Below are 24,495 nucleotides of genomic sequence, written 5' to 3'. Positions count from 1 at the left end.
GAGAACACCAGACCCGACATGCAACACACCCCTCACTCGGCCGGTGTTGCACTCACCCCCAGGAACCGCGCGGGGAAACTCCCGCACCCCTCAGCCCCGCTCCGCGACCACCCCGAGCGCCACGCGGTACCCGTCGATCCCGAGTCCGGCGACCACCTGGACGGCGTGGGGGGTGATGACCGAGGTGTGGCGGAAGACCTCGGGGCGCTGCTTCGGTTCGCTGATGTGCACCTCGACGAGCGGGCCGGTCAGCTGGGCGCAGGCGTCGTAGATCGCGTAGGAGTAGTGGGTCCACGCGGCGGCGTTGAGGACGACGGCGCACCCGTCGTCGGCGGCCTCGTTCAGCCAGTCGACCATGACGCCCTCGTGGTTGGTCTGACGCACCTCGACGTCCAGGCCGAGCTCGGCCCCCCACGCGACGCACAGGTCGGCGAGTTCGGCGTGCGTCGTCGAGCCGTAGATCTCCGGCTGACGGCGTCCGAGCCGGCCGAGGTTCGGGCCGTTGAGGACCAGCACGCGGCTCATGACGCGCTCCCCAGCGCGGCGTAGGACTCAGCCAGCACCTGTTCGTCGGGAGCGGCGAGCACCCGCGGTGACAGGACGCCGTCGGACTCCTCGAGCACGATGAGTCGCAGCTGCGCGCCGCGCGACTTCTTGTCGACCCGCATCGTGGCGAGCAGGTCGGCGAAGGCGGCCGCGTCGTAGCCGATCGGCAGGCCGACCCGCCCGAAGGCGGTGCGGTGCCGCTCGAGCGTGGCGGCCGACAGCAGACCGGAGCGGTGCGCCACCTCGGCGACGAAGACGCAGCCGATGGCCACCGCCTCGCCGTGCCGGATGCCGTAGTCCTCGGCGCGCTCGATCGCGTGGGCGAGGGTGTGGCCGTAGTTGAGCACCTCGCGACCCGGGTGGCCGTCGGCGCCCCCGGTCTCCTTGAGGTCGGCGACGACGACGTCGATCTTCACCGCGATCGCCCGCTCGACCAGCTCGCGCAGCACCGGGCCGGCGGGGTCGAGGACGGCGTCGACGTCGGGGGTCTGCTCGACGAGCCGCAGGATCTCGGGGTCGGCGATGAAGCCGCACTTGACGACCTCGCCCATGCCGGCGACGAGTTCGGCGTGCGGCAACGAGGCGAGGAAGGCGAGGTCGCAGAGCACGCCGCTGGGCTCGAAGAACGATCCGACGAGGTTCTTGCCGGCGCCGGTGTTGATGCCGGTCTTGCCGCCGACGGCGGCGTCGACCATCGCCAGCAGCGTGGTCGGCACGTGCACGACGCGGACGCCGCGCAGCCAGGTGGCGGCCACGAAGCCGCCGAGGTCGGTGGTGGCGCCGCCGCCGAAGGTGACGACGGCGTCGGAGCGGGTGAAACCGGCCTCGCCGAGGGCCTCCCAGCAGGTGATCGCGGTAGCGGCCGCCTTGGCCTGCTCGCCCTCGGGGATCTCGATGACGGTGAGCGCGTACCGCTCGGCCAGCGCCTTCTCGATCGGCGCGGCGAGCCCGCGCAGGGTGTCGGAGACGACGAGGGCCACCCGGGTGGGCGCGTCGCCGAGCAGGTCGACCACACGCGCGCTGACACCGTGGCCGATGACGACGTCGTAGGGCGCGGCACCCCGGACGGGCAGGACGGTCGCGTCGGTGGTCATCGGGCCTCCTCCAGCGCGGCCTCGACGGCGTCGGCGACCTCGGCCGGCGTCCGGCCGTCGGTGTCGACGGCGACGGTGGCCGCTGCCTCGTAGATGGGGGTGCGCTCGTCGAGCAGCTGCTTCATGCGGCCGCGCACGTTGCCGAGCAGGAGCGGCCGGGAGGTGCCCAGGCCGACCCGCGACGCGGCGTCCGAGAGCCCGACCCGCAGGAAGACGACGGGGTGCCCGACCAGCGCGGCACGCGTGTCGGGGTCGAGCACCGCGCCACCGCCGAGGGCGAGGACGCCGTCGTGCTCGGCCAGGGCCCGGGCCACGGCCTCGCGCTCGCGCTCGCGGAAGTAGGGCTCGCCGGAGTCGACGAAGATGTCGGAGACGCTGCGGCCCTCGGCGGCCTCGATGTCGGCGTCGGTGTCGCGCACCGAGACGCCCCACCGCTGCGCCAGGAGCCGGCCGACGGTGGTCTTGCCGGCCCCCATCGGGCCGATCAGCACCGCCCGCGGGCTCACCGGTACCTCAGCGAGCCCAGGTAGCTCTCGACGTTGCGGCGGGTCTCGCCCACCGAATCGCCGCCGAACTTCTCCAGCACGGCCTCGGCCAGCACGAGGGCGACCATCGCCTCGGCGACGATGCCGGCCGCCGGGACGGCGCAGACGTCGGAGCGCTGGTGGTGGGCCACGGCGGCCTCGCCGGTGGCGACGTCGACGGTGCGCAGCGCCCGGGGCACGGTGGCGATCGGCTTCATCGCGGCGCGCACGCGCAGGATCTCGCCGGTGCTCATGCCGCCCTCGGTGCCGCCGGAGCGGCCCGACGTGCGCCGCAGGCCCTCGTCGGTGCTGACGATCTCGTCGTGAGCCTGCGAGCCGGGGGTCGCGGCGAGCAGGAAGCCGTCGCCGACCTCGACGCCCTTGATCGCTTGGATGCCCATGAGGGCGCTGGCGAGCCGCGCGTCGAGGCGCCGGTCCCAGTGCACGTGCGAGCCGAGGCCCGGCGGGAGCCCGTGGACGGCGACCTCGACGACGCCGCCGAGCGTGTCGCCGTCCTTGTGGGCCTGCTCGATGCGGGCCACCATCGCCGCGCTGGCCTCGGGGTCGAGGCAGCGCACGGGGTCGGCGTCGAGGCGCTCGACGTCGTCGGGGGCTGGCACGAGGCCGGCCGGTGCCGGGACGCCGCCGAGCTCGACGACGTGGGAGACGATGCGGGCACCGGTGGCCTGCTCGAGGAAGTTGGACGCCACGCGACCCAGCGCCACGCGGGCCGCGGTCTCGCGGGCCGAGGCGCGCTCGAGGATGGGCCGGGCCTCGGTGAAGTCGTACTTCTGCATGCCCACGAGGTCGGCGTGGCCGGGCCGCGGGCGGGTGAGGGCGGCGTTGCGCGCCAGCGCCTCGAGCTCGTCGGCGTCGACCGGGTCGGCCGCCATGACCTTCTCCCACTTGGGCCATTCGGTGTTGCCGACGATGATCGCGACCGGGCCGCCCTGGGTCTCGCCGTGACGGACGCCGCCGGAGATCGTGACCTCGTCCTGCTCGAACTTCATGCGCGCACCGCGGCCGTGGCCAAGACGGCGGCGCGCGAGGGAGTCGGAGATCTCCTCGGTGGTGATCCGGACGTGGGCGGGCAGCCCCTCCAGGATCGCGACCAGTGACGGGCCGTGGGACTCGCCCGCAGTGAGCCAACGCAGCATGGGCTCAGTGTTTCACGCGCGTCTCACGTACCCCGCACCGAGCGCCGGGGGCGAGATCATCGCTACTTCCACAGCGGGCCGAGGGCGATGCCGACGAAGGCACCGAGCACCAGGAACGGGCCGAACGGGTAGGCCCGCTTCAGCAGCGACCGGTCGCGGCGCACCAGCGCCCAGACCAGCCCCGGGACGGCGAACAGCACGAACGCCGCGTAGAGGCCGACGAAGGTCTCGGCGAGGCCGAGCCGCCCCAACAGCAGACCCAGCAGCCCCGCCAGCCGGACGTCGCCGAACCCGAGCCCCGCGGAGTGCAGCCACCACAGCAGCCAGAACGCCGTCCGCACGGCGACCAGGCCGATCAGGCCGCCGACGGCGGGAGCCCGGTCGTCGGCGATCACTGCCTCGGTCACCGTGACGGCCAATGCGAGACCGGTCGCGGGGAGCACCAGTCGCGACGGCAGCAGCCGGGTGCGGGCGTCGACGAGGGCGAGCACCACCAGCACGGGGACGGCGGGCAGCACGACGGCCCAGTCCCACCCGGCGTCCAGGCGCAGGCAGACGAGCGCTGCTCCCCCGGCGCTGCCGAGGGCCGCCGCCGGGGCGAACCACGGGGAGGCCGCCACCTCGGGATAGGACGGCGGCGCGGGCTCGTCGGCGGGCCGCTCGCCGGCGTCCGCGGCCGGTGGCGGCAGCCGGCGCACGATCGCGGGCGACAGCGCTCCGGCCAGGGCGCACAGCACCACCGCGGCGATGCCGAGCGCGAGCGTCACGACCTCAGCCCCGGCTCCGGGCGGCGAGCGCCTCCTCACCGGCGGCCCGCATCGCCGCCAGCGGCGCCGGGACGCCGGTGAACGCCGTGAACTGGATCGCCGCCTGATGCACCAGCAGATCGAGCCCGCCCACCAGCACGGCACCGGAGGACACCGCGGCGGAGGCGAACGGTGTGGGCCAGGGGTCGTAGACGACCTCGAAGACCACCGCCACGTTGCTCCAGCGGGCCACGATCTCCGGCGTCTGCGCCGCCACCGGGACGGTCGAGACGAGCACGTCGGCGACCGGGACGGCGTCCAGGCCCGCCACCTCGACCCGTGGGGCGGCGGGATGGGCTGCGATCACCCGCCGGGTCTCCTCGGCACGCTCGGGCGAGCGGGCCAGCACCGTGATCTCGCGGGCGCCCAGCTCGCACAGGGCGAGCCCGGTGGAGGCCGCCGTGGCGCCGCCGCCGAGGATCGCGCCGGCCTCGACGGGGCCGTCGTAGCGCTCGCGCACGGCCGCCATGGCGCCGGGCAGGTCGGTGTTGTCGGCATGCCGGCCGCCGTCCGCGGTGAGCACCACGGTGTTGGCCGCGCCGACCCAGCGGGCACGGTCGCTGATGCTGGTGGCCAGCGGCATCACGGTGCGCTTGAGTGGCATCGTCAGCGACAGTCCGCGCCAGTCGGTATCGAGACCGTCGAGGAACGCGGCGAGCCCGGCCCCGTCGACGCGCACCGGGTCGTAGCTCCAGTCGAGCCCGACGGCCGCGTAACCCGCGCGGTGCAGCACCGGCGAGAGCGAGTGCTCGATGGGGTCGCCCAGGACGGCGCAACGCATCGTCGGGCCGTTCAGCAGCGGTCGGACTGCGTGGCGCAGTACTGCTGGAGCTCCTGCTTGTAGGTCAGGAACTGGTCGTAGTCGGCAGTGAACTTGGTCTCGCCGGTGGCGAGGTTGACCGTGACGTAGAACAGCCAGTCGCCCGCGGCCGGGTTCGCGGCGGCCTGGAGCGCGTCGTCGCCGGGGGCCTCGATCGGCCCCGGCGGCAGACCGGCGTTGCGGTAGGTGTTGTACGGCGAGTCGACGTCGAGGTCGTCGGTGCTCGGCACCGCGACGAGGGAGCGCTTGAGGGCGTAGTTGATCGTGGCGTCGATCTGGAGGAGTCCGTAGGTGGGAGCGCCGGTGGTCTCGACGCGGTTGTAGATGACGCGGGCGATCTTGGGCATGTCAGACCCGCGGCCCTCGGCCTGCACCAGGCTGGCCACCGTCATCAGCTCGGCGGGCGTGTAGCCGAGCTTCTTCGCGGCCTGCTCCAGGCCGGCGTCGTCCGCGGCCTGACGCCAGCGCTCGACCATCGCCTGGAGCATCTCCAGCGGCGTGGCCTTCGGACCGAAGCTGTAGGTGGAGGGGAAGAGGTAGCCCTCGGGGTCGCCGTTCGCGTAGGCCGGGAGGTCGAGGTCGCCCGGGTTCGCGAGCACCTTGTCGAAGGCGGCCTTCTTGAAATTCGTCTTCTCCGCCAGGATCGCCACGATCTGCTCGACCGTGAGCCCCTCGGGGATGGTCACCTTGTCGGCCACCAGGTTCGCCGGGTCGACGAGCACGTCGATGGCGTCGGCCGCCTTCATCTGCTTCTTGAGGTCGTAGAAGCCGACCTGGATGCCGGTGGAGTCGGGGTTCGCGTTCGCGGCGGAGATGCAGGCGTCGACCGACGCGACGACGTCCTCGGCAGCCAGCGTGCGGCAGATGTCGGTGGCGGTGTCGCCCGACTTCACCTCCACGCTGACCGAGCCCCGGCCCGGCCCGGCGTAGTCGGCGCCGCCACCGAGGCGGTCCTCGAGCCACCCGACGGTCTTCGTGCCGCCCCAGTAGAGCCCGCCGACGACCACGGCCAGCGCGACGAGCGCGGCGAGACAGCCGGGCAGTCGGCTCTTGCGACGTCGACGCCGACCGCCGTCGGGGAGTCCCTCGGGGAGGAACCCCTCGCCCTGCTCGGTCATCGGCTCTCCTCGACGCTCTCCCCCGGCGGTGTGCCGGTGGCTCGTTCGGTGTCCAGCGCGTGCTGGAGGATCAGGACGGCGGCCGCCTGGTCGACGACGGCGCGACGCTGGGCGCCCTTGCGGCCGTGATCGCGCAGCATAGCCTCCGCCGAGACGGTGGTCAGACGCTCGTCGACCAGCCGTACCGGCAGTGGCGCGAGTCGACGGGCCAGGACGGCGACGAACTCGCGCACCTTCACCGCAGCGGGTCCCTCGCCGCCGCTCAGCGAGCGGGGCAGGCCCACGACGACCTCGAGCACGGTGGAGTCCTGCTCGATCTCGGCCACGATGGCCGCGATCCGGGCGATGTCGCCCTTGCCGCGGCGCACCGTCTCGACCGGGGTCGCGAGGAACCCGGACGGGTCGCTGCGGGCGACGCCGATCCGGGCGTCTCCGGGGTCGATCCCGAGCCGGACGCCGTGGCGCATCAGCCGGCCGCGACGCGGCCGACCTCGGCCACCACCAGCGCCAGCGCCTCGTCGACCTTCGCGACCTCGGTGCCGCCGCCCTGGGCGACGTCGTCCTTGCCACCGCCCTTGCCGCCGAGCAGTCCGCCGACGACGCGCACGAGGTCGTTGGCCGAGACGCCGCGGGCGCGGGCCTCGTCGTTGGTCGCGGCCACGACGGCGACCTTGCCGTCCTCGACGCCGAGGATCACCACGACGCCGGGCTCGCCCTGCGGCAGGCGACCGCGCACGTCGAGCGCGAGGGTGCGGACGTCGCCGCCGCCGGCGCCGTCGACGCGGTGCGCGACGACCTTGACGGGGCCGACCTGCTGGGCACCGGCCGCGAGCTCGCCGCCGGCGGCGAGCAGCTGCGCCAGGCGCACCTTCTCGATCTCCTTCTCCGCGGCCTTGAGCCGGTCGAGGAGGTCGCCGATGCGGCCGACGAGCTCGTCGGGCTGGGTCTTGAGCAGGCCGGTGAGCTGGCCGACGACGTCACGCTCGCGGGCGAGGTAGGCGAAGCCCTCGACGCCGGTGAGCGCCTCGATGCGGCGGTTGCCCGAGCCGACCGAGGACTCGCCGGTGACGACGACGGTGCCGATCTGGGAGGAGTGGTCGACGTGGGTGCCACCGCACAGTTCGCGCGACCAGGGGCCGCCGATCTCCACGACGCGCACCTTCGACTCGTCGTAGGTCTCGCCGAAGAGCGCGATCGCGCCCCAGTCGCGGGCCTCGGGCAGGGTCATGTACTGCCAGCTCACGGGCAGGTCGGCGCGCAGCGCCTGGTTGCTGACCTGCTCGATGTCGCGCACCTGGGCCTCGCTCAGGCCGGTGGTCCAGCCGAAGTCGAGACGCAGGTAGCCGGGCCGGTTGTAGGAACCGGCCTGCAGGGCGGTGGGGCCGAGCACCTCCCGGAGCGCGGCGTGCACCACGTGGGTGCCCGAGTGCGCCTGGCGCGCGCCGATGCGCCACTCCGGGTCGACCCGGGCGTGCAGGGCGCTGCCCGGGGCGAACTCGCCGTCGACGACCCGCACCTGGTGGACGACGAGCCCGCGCACAGGACGCTGCACGTCGAGCACCTCGAGGCGTCCGCCGTCGAACTCGATGATGCCGGCGTCGGCGGCCTGACCGCCGGACTCGGCGTAGAACGGCGTGCGGTCGAGCACCAGCTCGCCGATCTCACCGGCACCCAGGGACGCCGCCGGCGCGCCGCCGGAGAGCAGGGCCAGCGCCTTCGACTCGGTCTCGAGGGTCTCGTAGGCCAGCCACGTGGTCGGGCCGTGCTCGTCGAGGATGCCGCGGTAGACGCCGGTGTCGGCGTGCTGGCCCTTCTTCGACTTCGCGTCGGCCTTGGCGCGCTCGCGCTGCTCGGCCATGAGGGCGCGGAAGCCCTCCTCATCCACGCTGAGGCCGGCCTCGGAGGCCATCTCGAGGGTGAGGTCGATCGGGAAGCCGTAGGTGTCGTGCAGCGCGAACGCCTTGGCGCCCGAGAGCCGGGTCTGGCCGGCGTCCTTGGTCTCGGTGGCGGCCTGGTCGAAGATCTGGGTGCCCGCCGCGAGCGTCTTGCGGAAGGCGTCCTCCTCGGCGTACGCGACGCGCGTGATGCGCTCGAAGTTCGCCTCGAGCTCGGGGTAGGAGGCCTTCATGCGCTCCTTGCTGACCGGCAGCAGCTCGGGCAGCGCCTTGCCGTCGTAGCCGAGCAGACGCATCGAGCGGATCGCGCGGCGCAGCAGCCGCCGCAGCACGTAGCCGCGGGCCTCGTTGCCCGGCGTGACGCCGTCGTTGATGAGCATGAGGGCGGAGCGGATGTGGTCGGCCACCACGCGGAAGCGGACGTCGTCGCCCTCGTCGGCGCCGTACCGCTTGCCGGTGAGCTCGGAGGCACGCTCGATGACGGGGAAGACCTCGTCGATCTCGTACATGTTCTCCTTGCCCTGGAGCAGGTAGGCGACCCGCTCCAGGCCCATGCCGGTGTCGATGTTCTTGGCCGGCAGCGGGCCCGCGACGTCGAAGTCGTCCTTCGCGCGGACAGCGGAGAGCTCCTCCTGCATGAACACGAGGTTCCAGATCTCCAGGAAGCGGTCCTCGTCGGCGTTCGGGCCGCCGTCGGGACCGTACTGGGGGCCGCGGTCGATGTAGATCTCCGAGCACGGGCCGCCGGGGCCGGGCACGCCCATGTTCCAGTAGTTGTCCTTCAGGCCGCGCTCCTGGATGCGCTCGTAGGGCAGGCCCGCGACGGTGTGCCACAGCTCCTTGGCCTCGGTGTCGCTCGGGAGCACCGTCACCCAGATCTTCTCGGGGTCGAAGCCGTAGCCGCCGTCCTCGACCGAGCCGGTGACCAGCTCCCAGGCGAAGCGGATGGCGCCTTCCTTGAAGTAGTCGCCGAAGGAGAAGTTGCCGCACATCTGGAAGAAGGTGCCGTGGCGGGTGGTCTTGCCGACCTCCTCGATGTCGAGGGTGCGCACGCACTTCTGCACGCTCGTGGCCGTCGACCACTGCGGGGTCTCCTGGCCCAGGAAGTAGGGCTTGAACGGCACCATGCCCGCGTTGACGAACAGCAGGTTGGGGTCGTCGAGCAGGAGGGACGCCGAGGGCACCACCGCGTGGCCGTTGCGCTCGAAGTGAGCGATGAAGCGGCGCCGGATCTCCGCGGTCTCCATCAGATCGTGCCTTCCTGTCCTGCCGGGCCGCGCGGCGGCGCCGGGTCGTCGTGGGTCGCCCGGGCCGTGAGCTCGAGCGGGGTACCAGGAGGCGCCACCCCGAGGCGGCGCCGCAAGTCGGTTTCGGCCTCGGCCTTGCCCTGCGCGATCTCCTCGCGCACGAGGCGGGCACCGAGACGGACGGCGCTCAGCCGGTCGGCCAGGCCGTCGGCGGTGAGGATCTCCGCGGCGCGTCGCACGCGCACCATCGTGTAGACCGCGGCCCCCGCACCGGCCGCGAACCAGAAGCTGCGGCTCACGGCGCCACCGTCTCCCGGCGCCGCTGCTGGGCCTCCCAGGCCCGCCGGGCGAGGCGGGTCTCCTGGCGGCGCTGACGACGCGAGCGCTTGACCTCGCGGCGCATCTCGAAGCGGATGCGGTTGCGGGTCTCGGGTGAGAGGGCGCGTCGCAGGCCCTGGGCGAACGAGGCCACCTGGACGACGGACTCGCGCAGCACGAGGTCGGCGAAGAGCGGCCCTTCGATGCTGACGACCTGCTGCGGCGCAGCGGGCACCTCGGCGTCCAGCGGGTGCTCGCCGGGGTCGCCGAGGCCGGAGAGATCACCGAGATCGGTGATGACGAACTCGGCGTCGGCGTTCTGGTGCAGCCGTGCCAACCGGCGTTCGACGCGGGCGAGCCGGTCGGCGGTCTCGGCCTGGGCGAGGGAGCGGCGCGCGACCTCGTCGCGCAGCGCGGCGAGGAGGTGGCGGTGGTCGGCGATCTCGCGGGTGAGGCGCAGGGTCGCCACGAGCAGCGATGCCAGGGCCACGACGGCCAGCACCGCGAGCCACGCCGGCACGCCCCACTCCTCGGTCACGATCCCCGAGCCTATCGTGGCGGAGCCCGGCCTCACCGCCCGCCCGTGACGCCTCCGCGGATGATGCGGCGCACCCGCTCCCAGCGCTCCTTGACGCCCGCCTCGGCGCCGTGGGAGGTCGGTTGGTAGTAGGCGGCGTCGGCGACGACGTCGGGCAGGTACTGCTGTTCGGCGATCCCGAACGGCTCGTCGTGGCTGTAGCGGTAGGGCGTGGCGGCGCCCGAGGCGTGCCCGAGCTTCTTCGCGCCCGCGTAGTGCCCGTCGCGCAGGTGCGGCGGCACGGCGCCGATCCGTCCGGCCCGCACGTCGGCCGTGGCCGCCCCGAGCGCGGTCGTGACGGCGTTGGACTTCGGGGCCACCGCCAGCGCGATGGTCGCGTGGGCGAGGTTGAGACCGGCCTCGGGCATCCCGATGAGCTGCACGGCCTGGGCCGCGGCGACCGCGGTCGTGAGCGCGGTCGGATCGGCCAGGCCGATGTCCTCGCTGGCCAGGATGACCAGCCGGCGGGCGATGAAGCGCGGGTCCTCCCCCGCCTCGATCATCCGCGCGAGGTAGTGCAGGGCGGCGTCGGCGTCGGAGCCGCGCACGGACTTGATGAAGGCGCTGGTGACGTCGTAGTGCTGATCGCCCTGCCGGTCGTAGCGGACGGCAGCCTGGTCGGCGGCCGTCTCGGCGGTGGCCAGGTCGATCGTGGTGACGCCGCGGGCCGCGGCCGCGCCGGCGGCGGCCTCGAGGTAGGTGAGCGCCCGGCGGGCGTCGCCGCCGGCGAGTCGGACGAGGTGGTCGCGGGCAGCCTCGTCGATCTCGACCGCTCCGGCCAGGCCGCGTTCGTCGACGCGCGCCCGCTCGACGACGTCGCGGATGTCGTCGTCGGTCAGCGACTCCAGTCGCAGCAGCAGCGATCGGGAGAGCAGGGGGGAGATCACGGAGAAGAAGGGGTTCTCGGTCGTCGCGGCGACGAGCGTCACCCACCGGTTCTCCACGCCGGGCAGCAGGGCGTCCTGCTGGGCTTTGGAGAAGCGGTGCACCTCGTCGACGAAGAGCACGGTCTCCCGACCGGTGCCGACCAGTTCGGCGCGGGCGCCCTCGATGGCGGCCCGCACCTCCTTCACCCCGGCGGAGACCGCCGAGATCTCCACGAACCGGCGGTCGGTCTGGCCCGACACGATGGCCGCGATCGTCGTCTTGCCCGTGCCGGGCGGGCCCCACAGCAGCAGGGAGAGCGAGCGCTGGTCGTCGATGAGCTGACGCAGCGGCGAACCGGGCTCGCGCAGCTGGGATTGACCGACGAGCTCGTCGAGCGTGCGCGGTCGCATGCGCACCGCCAGGGGCGCCGACTCGTGGGTGTTGGCCTCGAGCGATCCACCGCTCCCCCGGGCCCGCGAGGCGCCGGGGACGTCGAAGAGCCCGTCGGTCTCGTCCATGGCCATGGCGGCTAGTCAACCAGCCGAGGACGCCGCGACGGCATCGGGCCGGACCCTCCGAGGGGGGATCCGGCCCGACGCACGACTCCGGTAAGAGCTCAGCCGTGGACGATGGTCTTGTTCGTCAGGTCGAACCAGGTGTCGCCGTAACCGGGGCGGTTGCCGAGGTCGGCCACCGGCTCGGCGCCCGGGTCGGGCGTGCCGTTGTCGTCGACCCCGAGCATGCGCGCGGTGATCGGCTTGTCGGGCTGCTTGCCCAGCTCGCCCGGGAAGTGGCAGGCGACCTTGTGCCGCGGACCGATCTGCAGCAGCGGCGGCTCGACCTTGGCGCAGATCTCCTGCGCGATCGGGCAGCGCGTACGGAAGCGGCAGCCCGAGGGCGGGTTGATCGGGCTGGGCACGTCGCCGGTCAGACGGATGCGCTCACGGCGTCCACCGATGGCGGCCTGCCGGACGTCGGGGACGGCGGAGAGCAGCGCCTGGCTGTAGGGGTGCGCCGGGCGGTCGTAGAGCGACTCGCGGTCGGCGATCTCGACGATCTTGCCCAGGTACATCACCGCGACCTCGGGGCAGAAGTGACGCACCACCGCGAGGTCGTGGGCGATGAAGAGGAACGCGATCCCGAATTCCTTCTGCAGGTCCTGCAGAAGGTTGATGACCTGCGCCTGGATGGAGACGTCGAGCGCGGAGACCGGCTCGTCGGCCACGAGCAGCTTCGGCTGGAGGGTCAGCGCCCGGGCGATGCCGATGCGCTGGCGCTGACCGCCGGAGAACTCGTGCGGGTAGCGGTTGTAGTGCTCGGGGTTCAGACCCACGATCTCGAGGAGCTCCTGCACCCGGGCGAGGATCTTGTTCTTCGGCACCACGTTGTGGATCGCCAGCGGCGCGCCGACGATCGAGCCGACCGTGTGCCGCGGGTTCAGCGAGGTGTAGGGGTCCTGGAAGATCATCTGGATCTCCCGGCGCAGCGGCTGGAGACGCTTGGCCGAGTACGCGGTGATGTCCTCACCCTCGAACCGCACCGCGCCACCGGTCGGCTCGTAGAGCCGGGTGATCAGGCGACCGGTGGTGGACTTGCCGCAACCCGACTCGCCCACGAGGCCGAGGGACTGGCCCGCACCCAGCTGGAACGACACGCCGTCGACGGCCTGCACGTGGCCGATGGTGCGGCGGATGACTCCCGACGACTTCACCGGGAAGTACATCTGGAGGTCCTCGACCTCGAGGAGCGGACGGCCGTTCTCGGCGGGCACGGTGCTTCGGTTCTCCTGCGTCGCGGTCGGGGTGGTCACGGCGTCCATCACAGCTCCTCGACCAGGTCGGGGGCGATCTCGGGCAGGATCTCCTGCGCGTAGATGACGTCCGGGTTGGCGATGTGGCACCGCTTGAGGTGGGTGCCGCCCCGCGGGCCGGGCACCAGGTCGGGCAGCTGCGTGGTGCACAGATCGCCCTGGACCTTGTCGCGGTGGGTGCAGCGCGGGTGGAAGGCGCAGCCGGACGGCGGGTTGAGCAGGCTCGGCGGGTTGCCGGGGATCGGCAGGAGCTTGGCCTCGGTGTCGCCGGCGACGTCGGGCACGCTCGAGAGCAGACCCCACGTGTAGGGCATCTCCGGGTGCGTGAGGATCTCCTTGCAGGCGCCGTACTCGACCGCGCGCCCGGCGTACATCACCAGCACGTTGTCGGCCATCTCGGCGACGACGCCGAGGTCGTGGGTGATGATGATGATCGCGGAGTCGAACTCGCGCTGGAGGTCCTGGAGCAGGTCGAGGATCTGCGCCTGCACCGTCACGTCGAGCGCGGTCGTCGGCTCGTCGGCGATGAGCAGGCCGGGGTTGTTGATCAGCCCCATCGCGATCATCGCGCGCTGCCGCATGCCGCCGGAGAACTGGTGCGGGTAGTCGTCGACGCGTCGGTCGGGCTGCGGGATGCCGACCCGGTCGAGCATCTCGATGGCGCGCGTGCGGGCCGCCCTCTTCGAGACGTCGTTGTGCACGCGGTAGGCCTCGGCGATCTGGTTGCCCACCGTGTAGTACGGGTGCATCGCCGAGAGCGGGTCCTGGAAGATCATCGCGACGTCCTTGCCGCGACGCTGGCGCATCTCCTCATCGGAGATGGTCAGCAGGTCGGTGCCCTCCAGGAGGATCTGGCCGCTGACCTTGGCGCGAGTGCGTCGGTGCAGGCCGAGGATCGTGGAACTCGACACCGACTTGCCCGAGCCCGACTCGCCCACGATGCCGAGGGTCTGACCCTTCTGCAGGTCGAAGGAGAGGCCGTCGGTGGCCTTGACGACGCCGTCCTGGGTCGGGAAGTGGACCTTGAGGTCCTGGACCGACAGGAAGCTCATGCTCTCGCTCATCTCTCTCACTCGCCCCCTCAGCCGACCCGCACGCGGGGGTCGATGACGGCGTACAGCACGTCGACGATGATGTTGGCCACGATCACGAAGGCGCCGAGCAGCAGCACCAGGCCGACCATCGTGGGCAGGTCCTTGGTCTGGATCGACTGCACGGCCAGCTTGCCCAGGCCGTTGAAGTTGAAGACCGTCTCGGTGATGATCGCGCCGCCCACGAGGCCGGCGAAGTCGAGGCCGACCATGGTGACCAACGGCGTGAGCGCCGCACGGACGCTGTGCTTGACGAGCACGACCCGGTTCGGGAGGCCCTTCGCGCGAGCGGTTCGGACGTAGTCCTCGCTCATCGACTCCAGCACGAAGGCGCGGGTGATGCGCACGTAGCCGGCCATGTAGACCAGGGCGAGGGTGAGCGCGGGAAGCAGGAGGTTGTTGAGCCAGGTGAAGACGCCCGCCTCGGCGATCGGCGTGTAGGAGGGCACCGGTGTCAGCCCCCACTTGATCGCCAGGAACTTCAACAGGAAGACGCCGATGAAGAAGGTCGGGAAGGCGTAGAAGATCAGGGAGAGGCCGACGACGCCGCGGTCGAGGATCGATCCCTTGAACACGGCGGCGAAGACGCCGAGCAGCACGCCGCCGGTCACCCACATGATGAGGGCGATGAGGGCGAGGGACAGGGAGACCGGGAAGGACTCCTTGATCTCCTCGTTCACCGTCGCCACGTTGACCACCGAGTAGCCCAGGCACGGAGCGGCGCAGTCGACGACCTGCTCCGGGTTCCTCTCGCGCAGCACCGGGTCGTCGGGGAACTGTCGTCCCTTCACGATGCCTTCGAGGAAGTCGGTCCACTGGCTCACCAGCGGCTTGTCGTAGCCCAGCGACTTCTTCGTCTGCTCGATCTGCGCCAGCGAGCAGTTCTTGCCGCACGCGCGACGCGCGGGATCGCCGGTGGAGAAGAAGAGCACGAAGGTCACCATGCTCATGACCAGCAGCATGATCACGCCGATGAACAGGCGCCGGACGATGTAGGCCAACATGCGGGAGGAACCACCTCAAGTGTTCGGGGTCGTGTGCCCTGCCGTCGCTGCGGGGATCTCCCGGGCGGCGACATGGTGCGGGGTGGGGACACCGGAGGCATCCCCACCCCGAGAGCCGGGCGGTCGCGCGAGGCGACCGCCCGGCCTACTGCGTCGGAGCTACGCCGATCAGTTCTCGACGCCGATGGCGCCGAGGTCGGGGTAGCTGCTGGAGGCCGGCGTCGTGGTGAAGCCGACGACCTTCGAGCCGTGCAGGAAGTAGAACTGCGAGATCTCGAGCGGGATGTACGCGACATCCTCACCGAGCACCGCGTCGGCCTCCTGGAGCGCCTTGGTCTGCTCGTCGAGCGAGGCAGCGCCCTGAGCGGCGTCGACCAGCTTGTTGAACGCGTCGCTCTTGTAACCGCCGTAGTCCTGGCCGTCGGAGGCGGCGCTCAGGTTCGGACGGCTGTCGAACAGCGGCGGGGTGACGGTGATGGCCGAGGGCCAGTCCGAACCCCAACCCGCCCAGACGATGTCGCTGTCCTTGTCGGGCTTCTGGATGACGTCGTAGTACGTGTCGCCCAGCGGGTCGAGGGTGGTGTCGAAGCCGGCGGCGTCCCAGGTCTGCTTGAGAGCGGCGGCCATCTTGTCCATGGTGTCGGACTGCGGGTAGGTGAACTTGATCGGGTACGGCAGCGTGACGCCGGCGTCCTCGAGCATCTTCTTCGCGGCGTCCGGGTCACCCTCGTCGGGGATGTCGGCGAAGGCCGGGTTCGGCTGGTAGCCGACGACGGCCGGGTTCACGATCGAGTCGGCGGGGGTGTAGGCCTTCTCGCCACCACCGGCCTCGATCCAGCCGGCCTTGTTGGTGGCCATGGCCAGCGCCTTGCGGACGTCGACGTTGTCGATGCGACGCACGTTGGGCACCAGGTAGTCGACGTACGGCGAGGGCACCAGGGTCGAGCGGTCGGCGACGGCGCCGGTGATCTGCGAGTAGTACGCCGGGGGGACCCGCTGGCTGGTGATCGCGTACTGCGCGTCACCGGAGTCGGCGATCAGCTGGTCGTAGATCGTCTCGGTGGTCTGGCCCACGTTGAAGTTGATCTCGTCCGGCAGCGCCTTGCGGATGTCGGTGGAGTCGGTCGAGGGGTCGTAGTTCTCGTTGCGAACGAAGAGCGCGCCCTTGTTCTTGTTCCACATGCTTCCCTCGATCTTGTAAGGACCGTTGGAGAAGATCTGGTAGTTCGACTTGTTGCCCTGGTCCTTGTCCTCGCGGTACGGGTCCATCATCGACAGACCGGCGACCGCCAGCGGGAAGTCGGGCCACGGCTTCTTGAACTTGTAGGTGATCGTGTTGCCGTCGCAGGTGATCGCCTTGTCGAAGAGGTCCTGGCCGTCGCCCTTGTACGGACCGTCGTAGGCCGGCAGGCCGGTCTTCGGGTCGGTGGGGATGTCGAGGTAGGTCAGCAGGTAGTTCGGACCACCGGTGATGACGTCGGTCGCGAAGACACGCGAGGCGCCGTACTTGAAGTCCTCACACGTGATCGCCTTGCCGTCCTCCCACTTCACGCCGTCCTTGATGGTGAAGGACCACTGGGTGGAGTCGGCGTTGGCGGTGCCGGTGTCGGTGGCCAGGTCGGGGACCGGCGTGTTCGCGACGTCGGGGTCCTGGGAGATCGGGAACGCCACCAGGCTGCGGTAGACCGTGCGGCGGAAGTTCGTCAGCTCGACGCCGACGTAGGTGCGCTGCGGGTCGACGTGCTCGTAGGGCGCGAAGATGTAGTAGTTCAGCGTGCCGCCGGCCTTGGCCTCCGTGGAGTCGCCGGACGACGAACCGTTGTCGCTGCTGCCGCCGCCGCACGCGGCGAGGGACGCCGCGAGCGCGGCGACTGCGGTGCTGGCGAGCAACCGCTTGCGATGAGTGAACATTCCTTCTCCTTGGGTGAGTGTCGCGCCTCGAGCGGCGGCACCTCGGCGACTCCGTATCGCCGATATCTGGGGGGTCGGGCGCCGGCGGCGCCCGACCGATGGGTCACTGGGCGGACTTCGGGTCCAGTGCGTCGCGGATCCCGTCGCCGAGCAGGTTGAAGCAGACGACGATGATCATGATCAGGACAGCCGGGGCCGAGAAGAACAGGAAGTCGGCCTGGGCGTAGTTCAGGGAGCCGGTCAGGATGTTGCCCAGCGTCGGTGTGGGCGGGGGGATGCTGACACCGAGGAAGGCGAGCGCCGCCTCGGCCGAGATGTAGAGCGGCATGATGAGGGTGAAGTTGACGAGCAGCGGTGCCCAGAGGTTCGGCAGGATCTCCTTGAAGTAGATCCGCCGGCGCGGCGCCCCGAAGAGCTTCGCGGCCTCGACGAACTCCCGCTCACGGATCGTCAGCACCTGACCGCGAATGACACGGGCGATGCTCGGCCAGCCGAAGAGCCCGAGCACCAGCACGATGTAGGCGCCGTTCGGGAGCGGGTCGGTCGACTCGCCCGGGAGGACGTCGGCCAGGAGGCTGACGCCCTGGTCCGAGAGCGCCAGCAGCATCAGGGTCTGCGGGAACGAGAGGGTCAGGTCGATGAAGCGGCCGATGACGCTGTCGGTCCAGCCGCCGGCGAAACCCGAGATGATGCCCATGACCGTGCCGACGATCATCGTGACCATCGTGGCTGCGATCGCGACGGCGAGGGAGAACGTGATGCCGTAGACGATGCGGCTCAGCACGTCGCGGCCGGTGCCCGGCTCGACACCGAGCGGGTGCGAGGCGCTGATGCCGCCGAAGGACCCCTCCGGCAGCGTGTCGGCGTTGAGGAGGTCCTGGTGGAACGTCTGCGGGTCGAGCACCTTGAAGTGCACGAGGAGCGGCGCCACGATCGCGAGGAGGATGTAGATCGCCACGACGACGGCCGAGACCATCGACAACCGGTCCTTGCGGAACCTCTCGAGCGCCAGACGCCCCGGCGACTTGCCGGCGACGGCCCCGCCGCCCGCGGTCTCGACCGCGGTCGGGTCGGGGATCTGCTCGCTCTCCAGGTTGGAGGCCTGAACCGTCATGACACCTCTGTCGTCCTCGTGCCGCGGTAGCGGCCGTGGGGCGGGGGCATGGTGACCCCCCTGACCGGCGCGCGCAGGTGCGCGGCGCCGAGGCGACTCTAGGCGAGCCGCACCCCAGGAGCGATCACCCCGCAATAACGATCTGGTCTCGACCCTTGGGACGACCGAACGCGCGGTTCGTCCGGTCGGTCACCCCTTCGGAGCGAGATCCTCCGCGGGCGCGGCGTCGACACCGGCCTCCTTGCGCTGCTGGGCCGTGATCGGCGCAGGCGCCGCCGTGAGCGGGTCGAATCCCCCGCCGGACTTCGGGAAGGCGATGACCTCGCGGATCGACTCGGCCCCGGCCAGCATCGCGCAGATGCGGTCGAGACCCACCGCGATGCCGCCGTGCGGCGGGGCGCCGAAGGCGAAGGCGTCGAGGAGGAAGCCGAACTTCTCCTGCGCCTCGGCCTCGTCGATGCCCATCACCTTGAAGACCCGCCGCTGGAGGTCGTCGCGGTGGATACGGATGGATCCGCCGCCGAGCTCGACGCCGTTGCAGACGATGTCGTAGGCCCAGGCCAGGGCGTTGCCGGGGTCGGCGTCGAAGTTCTCGACGTCCTGGGGCGAGGTGAAGGCGTGGTGCACGGCCGTCCAGGCGCCCGCACCGACCGCCACGTCGCCCGAGGCGACGGCGTCCGAGGCCGGCTCGAACAGCGGAGCGTCGACGACCCAGACGAAGGCCCACTGGGACTCGTCGATGAGGCCGCAGCGGCGTCCGATCTCCAGGCGCGCGGCACCGAGGAGGCCACGGGTCGACTTGGTGGCGCCGGCACCGAAGAAGATGCAGTCGCCCGGCTGCGCGCCCACATGGGCGGCCAGACCGGCCTTCTCGGCGTCGGAGAGGTTCTTGGCGACGGGGCCGCCGAGCTCGCCGTCCTCCCCCACCAGGACGTAGGCGAGGCCGCGGGCGCCGCGCTGCTTGGCCCACTCCTGCCAGGCGTCGAGCTGCTTGCGGGGCTGCGAGGCGCCGCCGGGCATGACGACGGCGCCGACATACTCGGCCTGGAAGACCCGGAACGTGGTCTCGGCGAAGTACTCGGTGCACTCGACGAGCTCCTGACCCATGCGCAGGTCGGGCTTGTCGGAGCCGAAGCGCCGCATGGCGTCGGCGTAGGTCATGTGCGGGATCGGCGTGGGGATCTCGTAGCCGATCTCGGCCCACATGCGGCTGAGCACGGCCTCCATCAGCTCGATGACGTCGCTCTGCTCGACGAAGCTCATCTCGATGTCGAGCTGGGTGAACTCCGGCTGCCGGTCGGCGCGGAAGTCCTCGTCGCGGTAGCAGCGGGCGATCTGGTAGTACCGCTCGAGGCCGCCGACCATCAGGAGCTGCTTGAACAGCTGCGGGCTCTGCGGGAGCGCGTACCAGCTGCCCGGGCGCAGACGAGCGGGCACGAGGAAGTCGCGGGCGCCCTCGGGGGTGGAGCGGGTGAGCGTGGGCGTCTCGACCTCGACGAAGTCGCGCGCGCCGAGCACCTCGCGGGCGGCGGCGTTGATGCGCGAGCGCAGCCGGATGGCCGCGGCCGGGCCGCTGCGGCGCAGGTCGAGGTAGCGGTACTTCAGGCGGGTCTCCTCGCCGACCTCGCCGCCGCCCTGGGCGGCGTCGTCGATCGGGAACGGCAACGGCGCCGCAGTGCTGAGCACCTCGACCTCGCTGGCGATGACCTCGATCTCGCCCGAGGGCAGGTTGGGGTTGGCGTTGCCGTCCGGGCGCAGGCTCACCTCGCCGACGACCTTGATGCAGAACTCGCTGCGCAGGCTGTGGGCGACCTCCTCGTCGCGCACGACGACCTGGACGACGCCGCTGGCCTCGCGCAGATCGAGGAACGCCACACCGCCGTGATCGCGCCGACGGGCCACCCACCCGGCGAGGGTGACGGTCTGGCCTGCGTGCTCGGCGCGCAGCGCGCCGGCGTCGTGGGTGCGGATCACGGGGTGGTCTCCTCCGATGGGCTGATGACGACCTGCGGGCGCAGGTCGGAACTCGATGGTGTCCAGGTGGCCGGGTCGGCGTCCACCTGATTGCCGGTGCGGATGTCCTTGACCTGGTGGCCGCCGTCGTCCTGCGGGAACCAGACGTAGGGGATGCCGCGCCGCTCGGCGTAGCGGATCTGCTTGCCGAACTTCTGCGGGCTCGGCGCTACCTCGCACGGGATGTCGCGCGCCCGCAGGGCGTCGGCGATGGCATCGGCGGCCTCGCGGGCGTCGTCGTCCAGCAGGGCGACGAGGACGGCGCTCGGCACGGTGCGGTCGGCGACCAGCGCGCCGGAGCCGAGCAGCGGCACCAGGACCCGGCTCACGCCGAGGGAGATGCCGACGCCGGGGTACGTCGTCCGGCCGTCGGTGGCCAGCGCGTCGTAGCGTCCGCCCGAGCAGATCGACCCGAGCGACTCGTGGCCGGCCAGGCGGGTCTCGAACACGGTGCCGGTGTAGTAGTCGAGCCCGCGCGCGATGGAGAGGTCGGCCTCGATGCTCACCTTGCCGTCGGCGTGCGCGGCCAGCGGCGCGCAGCCGCGGACGACCGCGGCGAGCTCGGTCAGCCCTTCGTCGAGCAGCGGGTGCTCGACGCCGAGCTCGCGCACCCGCGCGACGAAGGAGTCGTCGGTGCTGCGGATCGTGGCCAACGCCAGGCACGCGTCGGCCTGCTCGCCCGTGAGCCCGACCTCGTCGACGAGCAGCGCGCGCACCTGATCGGTGCTCAGCTTGTCGAGCTTGTCGACGACCCGCATGACCTCGTCGGTGTCGGTGGCGCCCAGCCCGCTGTAGAAGCCCTGGATCAGCTTGCGGTTGTTGACCTGGAGCCGGAACGGCGGCAGGAAGTCGAGGCGGCGCAGGGCGTCGAGCATGACCCGCGCGACCTCGACGTCATGGTGGAAGCCGAGCTCGTCGCGGCCGACGATGTCGATGTCGGCCTGGGTGAACTCCCGGTAGCGGCCCTCCTGCGGCCGCTCGCCGCGCCACACCTTCTGGATCTGGTAGCGGCGGAAGGGGAACTCCAGCTTGCCGGCGTGCTCGAGCACGTAACGCGCGAACGGCACCGTGAGGTCGAAGTGCAGGCCGAGGCCGGCGTGACCCTCGGCCGACTCCTCGTGCAGGCGGCGCAGAAGGTAGACCTCCTTGGAGGTGTCGCCCTTGCGCAGCAGTTGGTCGAGCGGCTCGACGGCGCGGGTCTCGATGTTGGCGAACCCGTGCAGCTCGAAGACACGACGCAGGGTGTCGAGCACCTGCTGCTCGACGACGCGCTGGGCAGGCAGCAGTTCGGGGAACCCGCTGAGCGGGGTGGGCTTGGCCATGGGTGTCAGAGACCTCGGGTCACGCGTCCCGCCGAGCCGTCCTCGGCGAGATCGAGCAGGTAGGGGTTGGTGACGCGCTCGCGACCGATCGAGGTCTGGTCGCCGTGGCCGGGCAGGACGACGACGTCGTCGGGCAGCGTCAGGACCTTCGCCGACAGCGAGCGCAGCATCGCGGCATGGTCGCCGCCGGGCAGGTCGGTACGACCGATCGATCCCTGGAAGAGCAGGTCGCCGGCGAACATGACCTGCGAGATGTCCTCGCCGTCGTAGGGGGTGCGGAAGGTGACCGATCCGGGCGTGTGGCCCGGCGTGTGGTCGACGACGAAGCGCAGCCCGGCCAGCTCGAGCTCGTCGGCGTCGGCGAGCTCGCGCACGTCGTCCGGCTCGGCCCACTGGTAGGCGCCGCCGAGCAGCATCTGGCTGGTCTCGCGGGACATGCCGGCCATCGGGTCGCTGAGCAGGTGCCGGTCGGCCGGGTGGATCCAGGCGGTGGCGTCGTAGGTGCCGGCAACCGGGGCGACGCACCACATGTGGTCGACGTGGCCGTGGGTGACGAGCACCGAGACCGGCTTGAGCCGGTGCTCGCGCACGACCTCGGCCACCCCCGCGGCGGCGTCCTTGCCGGGATCGACGACGACGCACTCGCTGCCGGGGCTGGTGGCGACGACGTAGCAGTTGGTCGCCCAGGGACCAGCGGGGAAGGCGGCGATCAGCACCGCAGCAGCTTAGTGGACCGGACTCGGCGCGGGCCCACCGCGGTCGCAGCCCTTCCCCCACTACGATGAGCGTGTGACGAGCAACGAGTGGGGCCGAGTCGACGACGACCGCACCGTCTACGTGAAGACCGCCGACGGTGAACGGGCGGTCGGGCAGTACCCCGAGGGCACGCCCGAGGAGGCACTGGCCTTCTTCACCGAGCGGTTCGAGGCGCTGGCCTTCGAGGTCTCGCTGCTGGAGCAGCGGGTGACCTCGGGCAAGCTGTCGCCGGAGGAGGCCACCGGCTCGGTCGACAAGGTGCGCGAGCAGGTCGTCGGGGCCAACGCCGTGGGCGACCTCGCCTCCCTGGAGGCCCGCCTCACCGCGCTGGCTCCGGTGATCGCCGAGCAGCGCGAGGCCCGCAAGGCCGAGCGCGCCCAGCGCAGCGCGGAGGCGAAGGCGGCCAAGGAGAAGCTCGTCGCCGAGGCGGAGGTCATCGCCGAGGGTTCCGACTGGCGCGGCGGCGCGAACCGGCTGCGCGACCTGCTCGACGAGTGGAAGAAGATCCCGCGCCTCGACCGCGCCTCGGACGACGCCCTCTGGCGTCGCTTCTCCACCGCACGCACCTCCTACACGCGGCGCCGCAAGGCCCACTTCGCCGAGCTGAACGCGAAGCGGGAGGCCGCCCAGGCGGTCAAGGAGCGCCTCGTCGTCGAGGCCGAGGAGCTCGCCACCTCCACCGACTGGGGCGTCACCGCCGGCCGGTACCGCGATCTCATGCAGCAGTGGAAGGCCGCCGGCCCGGCCCCGCGCGACATCGACGACGCCCTGTGGAAGCGGTTCCGGGGCGCGCAGGACGCCTTCTTCGGCGCCCGCGACGCCGCCAGCGCGGCCATGGACCAGGAGTTCGGTGCGAACGCCGAGGTCAAGGAGGCCCTGCTCGTCGAGGCCGAGGCGCTGCTGCCGGTCACCGACCTGGAGGCCGCCAAGCGCGCTTTCCGCGACATCGCCGAGCGCTGGGACGCCGCCGGCAAGGTCCCGCGCGACCGGATGAAGGACCTCGAGGGCCGCATCCGCAAGGTCGAGCAGGCCATCCGCGCCGTCGAGGACGACCAGTGGCGCCGCTCCGACCCGGAGAAGTCGGCCCGCGCGGACGACATGATCTCCAAGCTCGAGGCCGCGATCGCGAAGGTCGAGGACGACCTCGCCGCCGCCCGCGCCGCCGGACAGGAGAAAAAGATCCGCGAGCTCGAGGAGAACCTCGAGTCCCGCCGGATGTTCCTCGAGACCGCGAAGCGGGCCTCGGCCGACTTCGGCTGAGCCGCTCGGTCGGACGAACGAAAGTTTCGGCGGCCGACCGCCGGAAGTTTCGGCGGCTGACCGCCGAACCTTTCGCTGGTGTGACGATGTGCAGCCGAAATCGGGCGTTTCACCTGCAGAACGTCACACCAACCGCGCCCCTTCGCCCCGGGGACGCTCTCCACAGGGCCCGCGGGACGGCGTTTCCCCGACGCACCCGCGTGGGTAGGTTGCCGAGCAGCCGCATTCCGGCACCTCATCTCGGGAGGTCCCCATGCCCACACGCGCGCCGGCACTGCCCGGTCTCCTGCTCGCCCTCACCCTGACCGCACTCGCCGGGCTCACCGGCTGCGGCGGCGACAGCGACGCCAGCGCCGATCCCCCCGCACCGGCACCCACCAGCACCACCCCGACCGTCGATCCCACCCCGACGACTCCACCCACGCAAGCACCACTCGGCGAGACCGCACGCGAGTTCATCGAACGCTGGTTCGCCCTCGAGAAGTACGCCCAGAACACCGGCGACACAGGGCCTTACCGAGCCGTCTCGAAGGGCTGCGAATCCTGTGCAAGCACGGCAGGGGCCATCGACCGCTTCTACAACGCCGGCGGCTATGTCAAAGGCGGGGGCGCCTCTGTCGAATCGCTGAAGCGCGTATCCAGCGTGCCGGGAACAGCCGTCTACGTAGTAGACGTCTCCTACGAAGCCACGGATTTCAAGAAGTCGGCCACATCGAAGCCTGACCACCTGGACGGCGGTCCCGTCAGGTTCAAGCTCACGCTCGAACATGGACGTGCGTGGAACCTGTCTGAGTTCACCCAGTTGGTGGAGGAGTGACGTGAGCACCGTCGCTGGAGCACTCATCCTGGCGAGCGCACTATCCCTCGGTCATCCGACGCCTCCGCCGACGAATGGTGATGACGAAGTGGGCGCCAGCCTGAGCACCGTCTTCGGAAGCCACGAAGCACCCGCGAGCCACCAGGCCCCCGCGCTACCCCCGCCCACCCCCCACGAGCGCTACCGCTACACCCTGACCTGCAAGCAATACGACAACGGCATCTGCGCCATCCCCACCACCTGCGCCGCACCCCCCGGCACCTACCTCGTCTACCTCGAACACAGCACCGACAACGGCCCCTGGCACCAGATCTGGCAACGCTGCCTCTTCCCCGCAGCAGCCACCGCCGCCACCGGCCAACCCACCATCACCCCCGCCCTCGTCGACCACGCCTTCCAACGCCTCGACTGGCCCGCCTCCACCGTCA

23 protein-coding genes are annotated in these 24,495 nt (G+C 71.4%); 3 read left to right on the top strand and 20 right to left on the bottom strand.

All coding sequences use genetic code 11. The features are described from left to right. Positions 1 to 90: 90 nt before the first annotated feature. The 20 genes from ABD671_RS11695 to ABD671_RS11600 all read right to left on the bottom strand — a co-directional run bounded on the left by ABD671_RS11695 (position 91) and on the right by ABD671_RS11600 (position 21,950). Positions 91 to 525 carry a type II 3-dehydroquinate dehydratase gene (locus ABD671_RS11695; protein WP_344733549.1) on the bottom strand — a complete coding sequence of 145 codons (435 nt, stop codon included), beginning with the start codon at positions 523 to 525 and terminating at the stop codon, positions 91 to 93. Next, the gene (gene aroB, locus ABD671_RS11690; RefSeq protein WP_344733548.1) at positions 522 to 1,640 is read right to left on the bottom strand and encodes a 3-dehydroquinate synthase; all 1,119 of its coding nucleotides are present in this window, start codon (positions 1,638 to 1,640) and stop codon (positions 522 to 524) included. The genes ABD671_RS11695 and aroB overlap by 4 nt, the downstream gene beginning before the upstream one ends. Beyond that, complete coding sequence (locus ABD671_RS11685) at positions 1,637 to 2,146, bottom strand: shikimate kinase (RefSeq protein ID WP_344733547.1); 510 nt, start codon at positions 2,144 to 2,146, stop codon at positions 1,637 to 1,639. Before ABD671_RS11685 ends, aroB begins: the two co-directional genes overlap by 4 nt. Beyond that, complete coding sequence (gene aroC, locus ABD671_RS11680; RefSeq protein WP_344733546.1) at positions 2,143 to 3,321, bottom strand: chorismate synthase; 1,179 nt, start codon at positions 3,319 to 3,321, stop codon at positions 2,143 to 2,145. The genes ABD671_RS11685 and aroC overlap by 4 nt, the downstream gene beginning before the upstream one ends. Before the next feature lie 62 nt (positions 3,322 to 3,383). Further along, complete coding sequence (locus ABD671_RS11675) at positions 3,384 to 4,088, bottom strand: prepilin peptidase (RefSeq protein ID WP_344733545.1); 705 nt, start codon at positions 4,086 to 4,088, stop codon at positions 3,384 to 3,386. Positions 4,089 to 4,092: 4 nt separating this feature from the next. Further along, a complete protein-coding gene (locus ABD671_RS11670) occupies positions 4,093 to 4,908 on the bottom strand; it encodes a shikimate dehydrogenase (RefSeq protein WP_344733544.1) in 816 nt (271 codons plus the stop codon). 11 nt (positions 4,909 to 4,919) lie between these two features. After that, complete coding sequence (gene mltG / locus ABD671_RS11665) at positions 4,920 to 6,065, bottom strand: endolytic transglycosylase MltG (protein WP_344733543.1); 1,146 nt, start codon at positions 6,063 to 6,065, stop codon at positions 4,920 to 4,922. Next, positions 6,062 to 6,532, bottom strand: a complete 471-nt coding sequence (gene ruvX, locus ABD671_RS11660) for a Holliday junction resolvase RuvX (protein WP_344733542.1) — start codon at positions 6,530 to 6,532, stop codon at positions 6,062 to 6,064. Before ruvX ends, mltG begins: the two co-directional genes overlap by 4 nt. Beyond that, entirely contained in the window at positions 6,532 to 9,207 is a 2,676-nt protein-coding gene (gene alaS, locus ABD671_RS11655) for an alanine--tRNA ligase (protein WP_344733541.1), read from the bottom strand. Before alaS ends, ruvX begins: the two co-directional genes overlap by 1 nt. Then, positions 9,207 to 9,506 carry a DUF6167 family protein gene (locus ABD671_RS11650; protein WP_344733540.1) on the bottom strand — a complete coding sequence of 100 codons (300 nt, stop codon included), beginning with the start codon at positions 9,504 to 9,506 and terminating at the stop codon, positions 9,207 to 9,209. The genes alaS and ABD671_RS11650 overlap by 1 nt, the downstream gene beginning before the upstream one ends. Then, on the bottom strand, positions 9,503 to 10,063 hold the full coding sequence (locus ABD671_RS11645; protein WP_344733539.1) for a hypothetical protein: 561 nt from the start codon (positions 10,061 to 10,063) through the stop codon (positions 9,503 to 9,505). The genes ABD671_RS11650 and ABD671_RS11645 overlap by 4 nt, the downstream gene beginning before the upstream one ends. A 32-nt stretch (positions 10,064 to 10,095) precedes the next feature. Continuing rightward, positions 10,096 to 11,487, bottom strand: a complete 1,392-nt coding sequence (locus ABD671_RS11640; RefSeq protein WP_344733550.1) for a replication-associated recombination protein A — start codon at positions 11,485 to 11,487, stop codon at positions 10,096 to 10,098. A gap of 98 nt (positions 11,488 to 11,585) precedes the next feature. Continuing rightward, on the bottom strand, positions 11,586 to 12,788 hold the full coding sequence (locus ABD671_RS11635) for an ABC transporter ATP-binding protein (RefSeq protein ID WP_344733538.1): 1,203 nt from the start codon (positions 12,786 to 12,788) through the stop codon (positions 11,586 to 11,588). Further along, on the bottom strand, positions 12,788 to 13,831 hold the full coding sequence (locus ABD671_RS11630; protein ID WP_344733537.1) for an ABC transporter ATP-binding protein: 1,044 nt from the start codon (positions 13,829 to 13,831) through the stop codon (positions 12,788 to 12,790). The genes ABD671_RS11635 and ABD671_RS11630 overlap by 1 nt, the downstream gene beginning before the upstream one ends. Positions 13,832 to 13,860: 29 nt before the next feature. Continuing rightward, the gene (locus tag ABD671_RS11625; RefSeq protein ID WP_344733536.1) at positions 13,861 to 14,874 is read right to left on the bottom strand and encodes an ABC transporter permease; all 1,014 of its coding nucleotides are present in this window, start codon (positions 14,872 to 14,874) and stop codon (positions 13,861 to 13,863) included. Positions 14,875 to 15,042: 168 nt separating this feature from the next. Continuing rightward, on the bottom strand, positions 15,043 to 16,785 hold the full coding sequence (locus ABD671_RS11620) for an ABC transporter substrate-binding protein (protein ID WP_344733535.1): 1,743 nt from the start codon (positions 16,783 to 16,785) through the stop codon (positions 15,043 to 15,045). A gap of 103 nt (positions 16,786 to 16,888) precedes the next feature. Beyond that, positions 16,889 to 17,899 carry an ABC transporter permease gene (locus ABD671_RS11615; RefSeq protein WP_344733534.1) on the bottom strand — a complete coding sequence of 337 codons (1,011 nt, stop codon included), beginning with the start codon at positions 17,897 to 17,899 and terminating at the stop codon, positions 16,889 to 16,891. 189 nt (positions 17,900 to 18,088) lie between these two features. Next, a complete protein-coding gene (gene aspS, locus ABD671_RS11610) occupies positions 18,089 to 19,873 on the bottom strand; it encodes an aspartate--tRNA ligase (RefSeq protein ID WP_344733533.1) in 1,785 nt (594 codons plus the stop codon). After that, positions 19,870 to 21,234 carry a histidine--tRNA ligase gene (hisS, locus tag ABD671_RS11605; RefSeq protein WP_344733532.1) on the bottom strand — a complete coding sequence of 455 codons (1,365 nt, stop codon included), beginning with the start codon at positions 21,232 to 21,234 and terminating at the stop codon, positions 19,870 to 19,872. Before hisS ends, aspS begins: the two co-directional genes overlap by 4 nt. A gap of 5 nt (positions 21,235 to 21,239) precedes the next feature. Then, a complete protein-coding gene (locus ABD671_RS11600; protein ID WP_344733531.1) occupies positions 21,240 to 21,950 on the bottom strand; it encodes an MBL fold metallo-hydrolase in 711 nt (236 codons plus the stop codon). Between the two features lie 73 nt (positions 21,951 to 22,023). Between ABD671_RS11600 and ABD671_RS11595 the strand changes: the two genes are divergently transcribed. The 3 genes from ABD671_RS11595 to ABD671_RS11585 all read left to right on the top strand — a co-directional run. Then, on the top strand, positions 22,024 to 23,250 hold the full coding sequence (locus ABD671_RS11595; protein ID WP_344733530.1) for a DUF349 domain-containing protein: 1,227 nt from the start codon (positions 22,024 to 22,026) through the stop codon (positions 23,248 to 23,250). 253 nt (positions 23,251 to 23,503) lie between these two features. Further along, positions 23,504 to 24,067, top strand: a complete 564-nt coding sequence (locus tag ABD671_RS11590) for a DUF6318 family protein (RefSeq protein ID WP_344733529.1) — start codon at positions 23,504 to 23,506, stop codon at positions 24,065 to 24,067. Between the two features lie 88 nt (positions 24,068 to 24,155). Further along, the coding region (locus tag ABD671_RS11585; RefSeq protein WP_344733528.1) for a hypothetical protein at positions 24,156 to 24,495 on the top strand (340 nt) is incomplete at its 3' end.

Source organism: Nocardioides fonticola (genome assembly GCF_039536805.1).
Lineage (GTDB): Bacteria > Actinomycetota > Actinomycetes > Propionibacteriales > Nocardioidaceae > Nocardioides > Nocardioides fonticola.
Note: the sequence above shows the minus strand (reverse complement) of the source record. Positions and strands in the feature narration are given on the sequence as shown.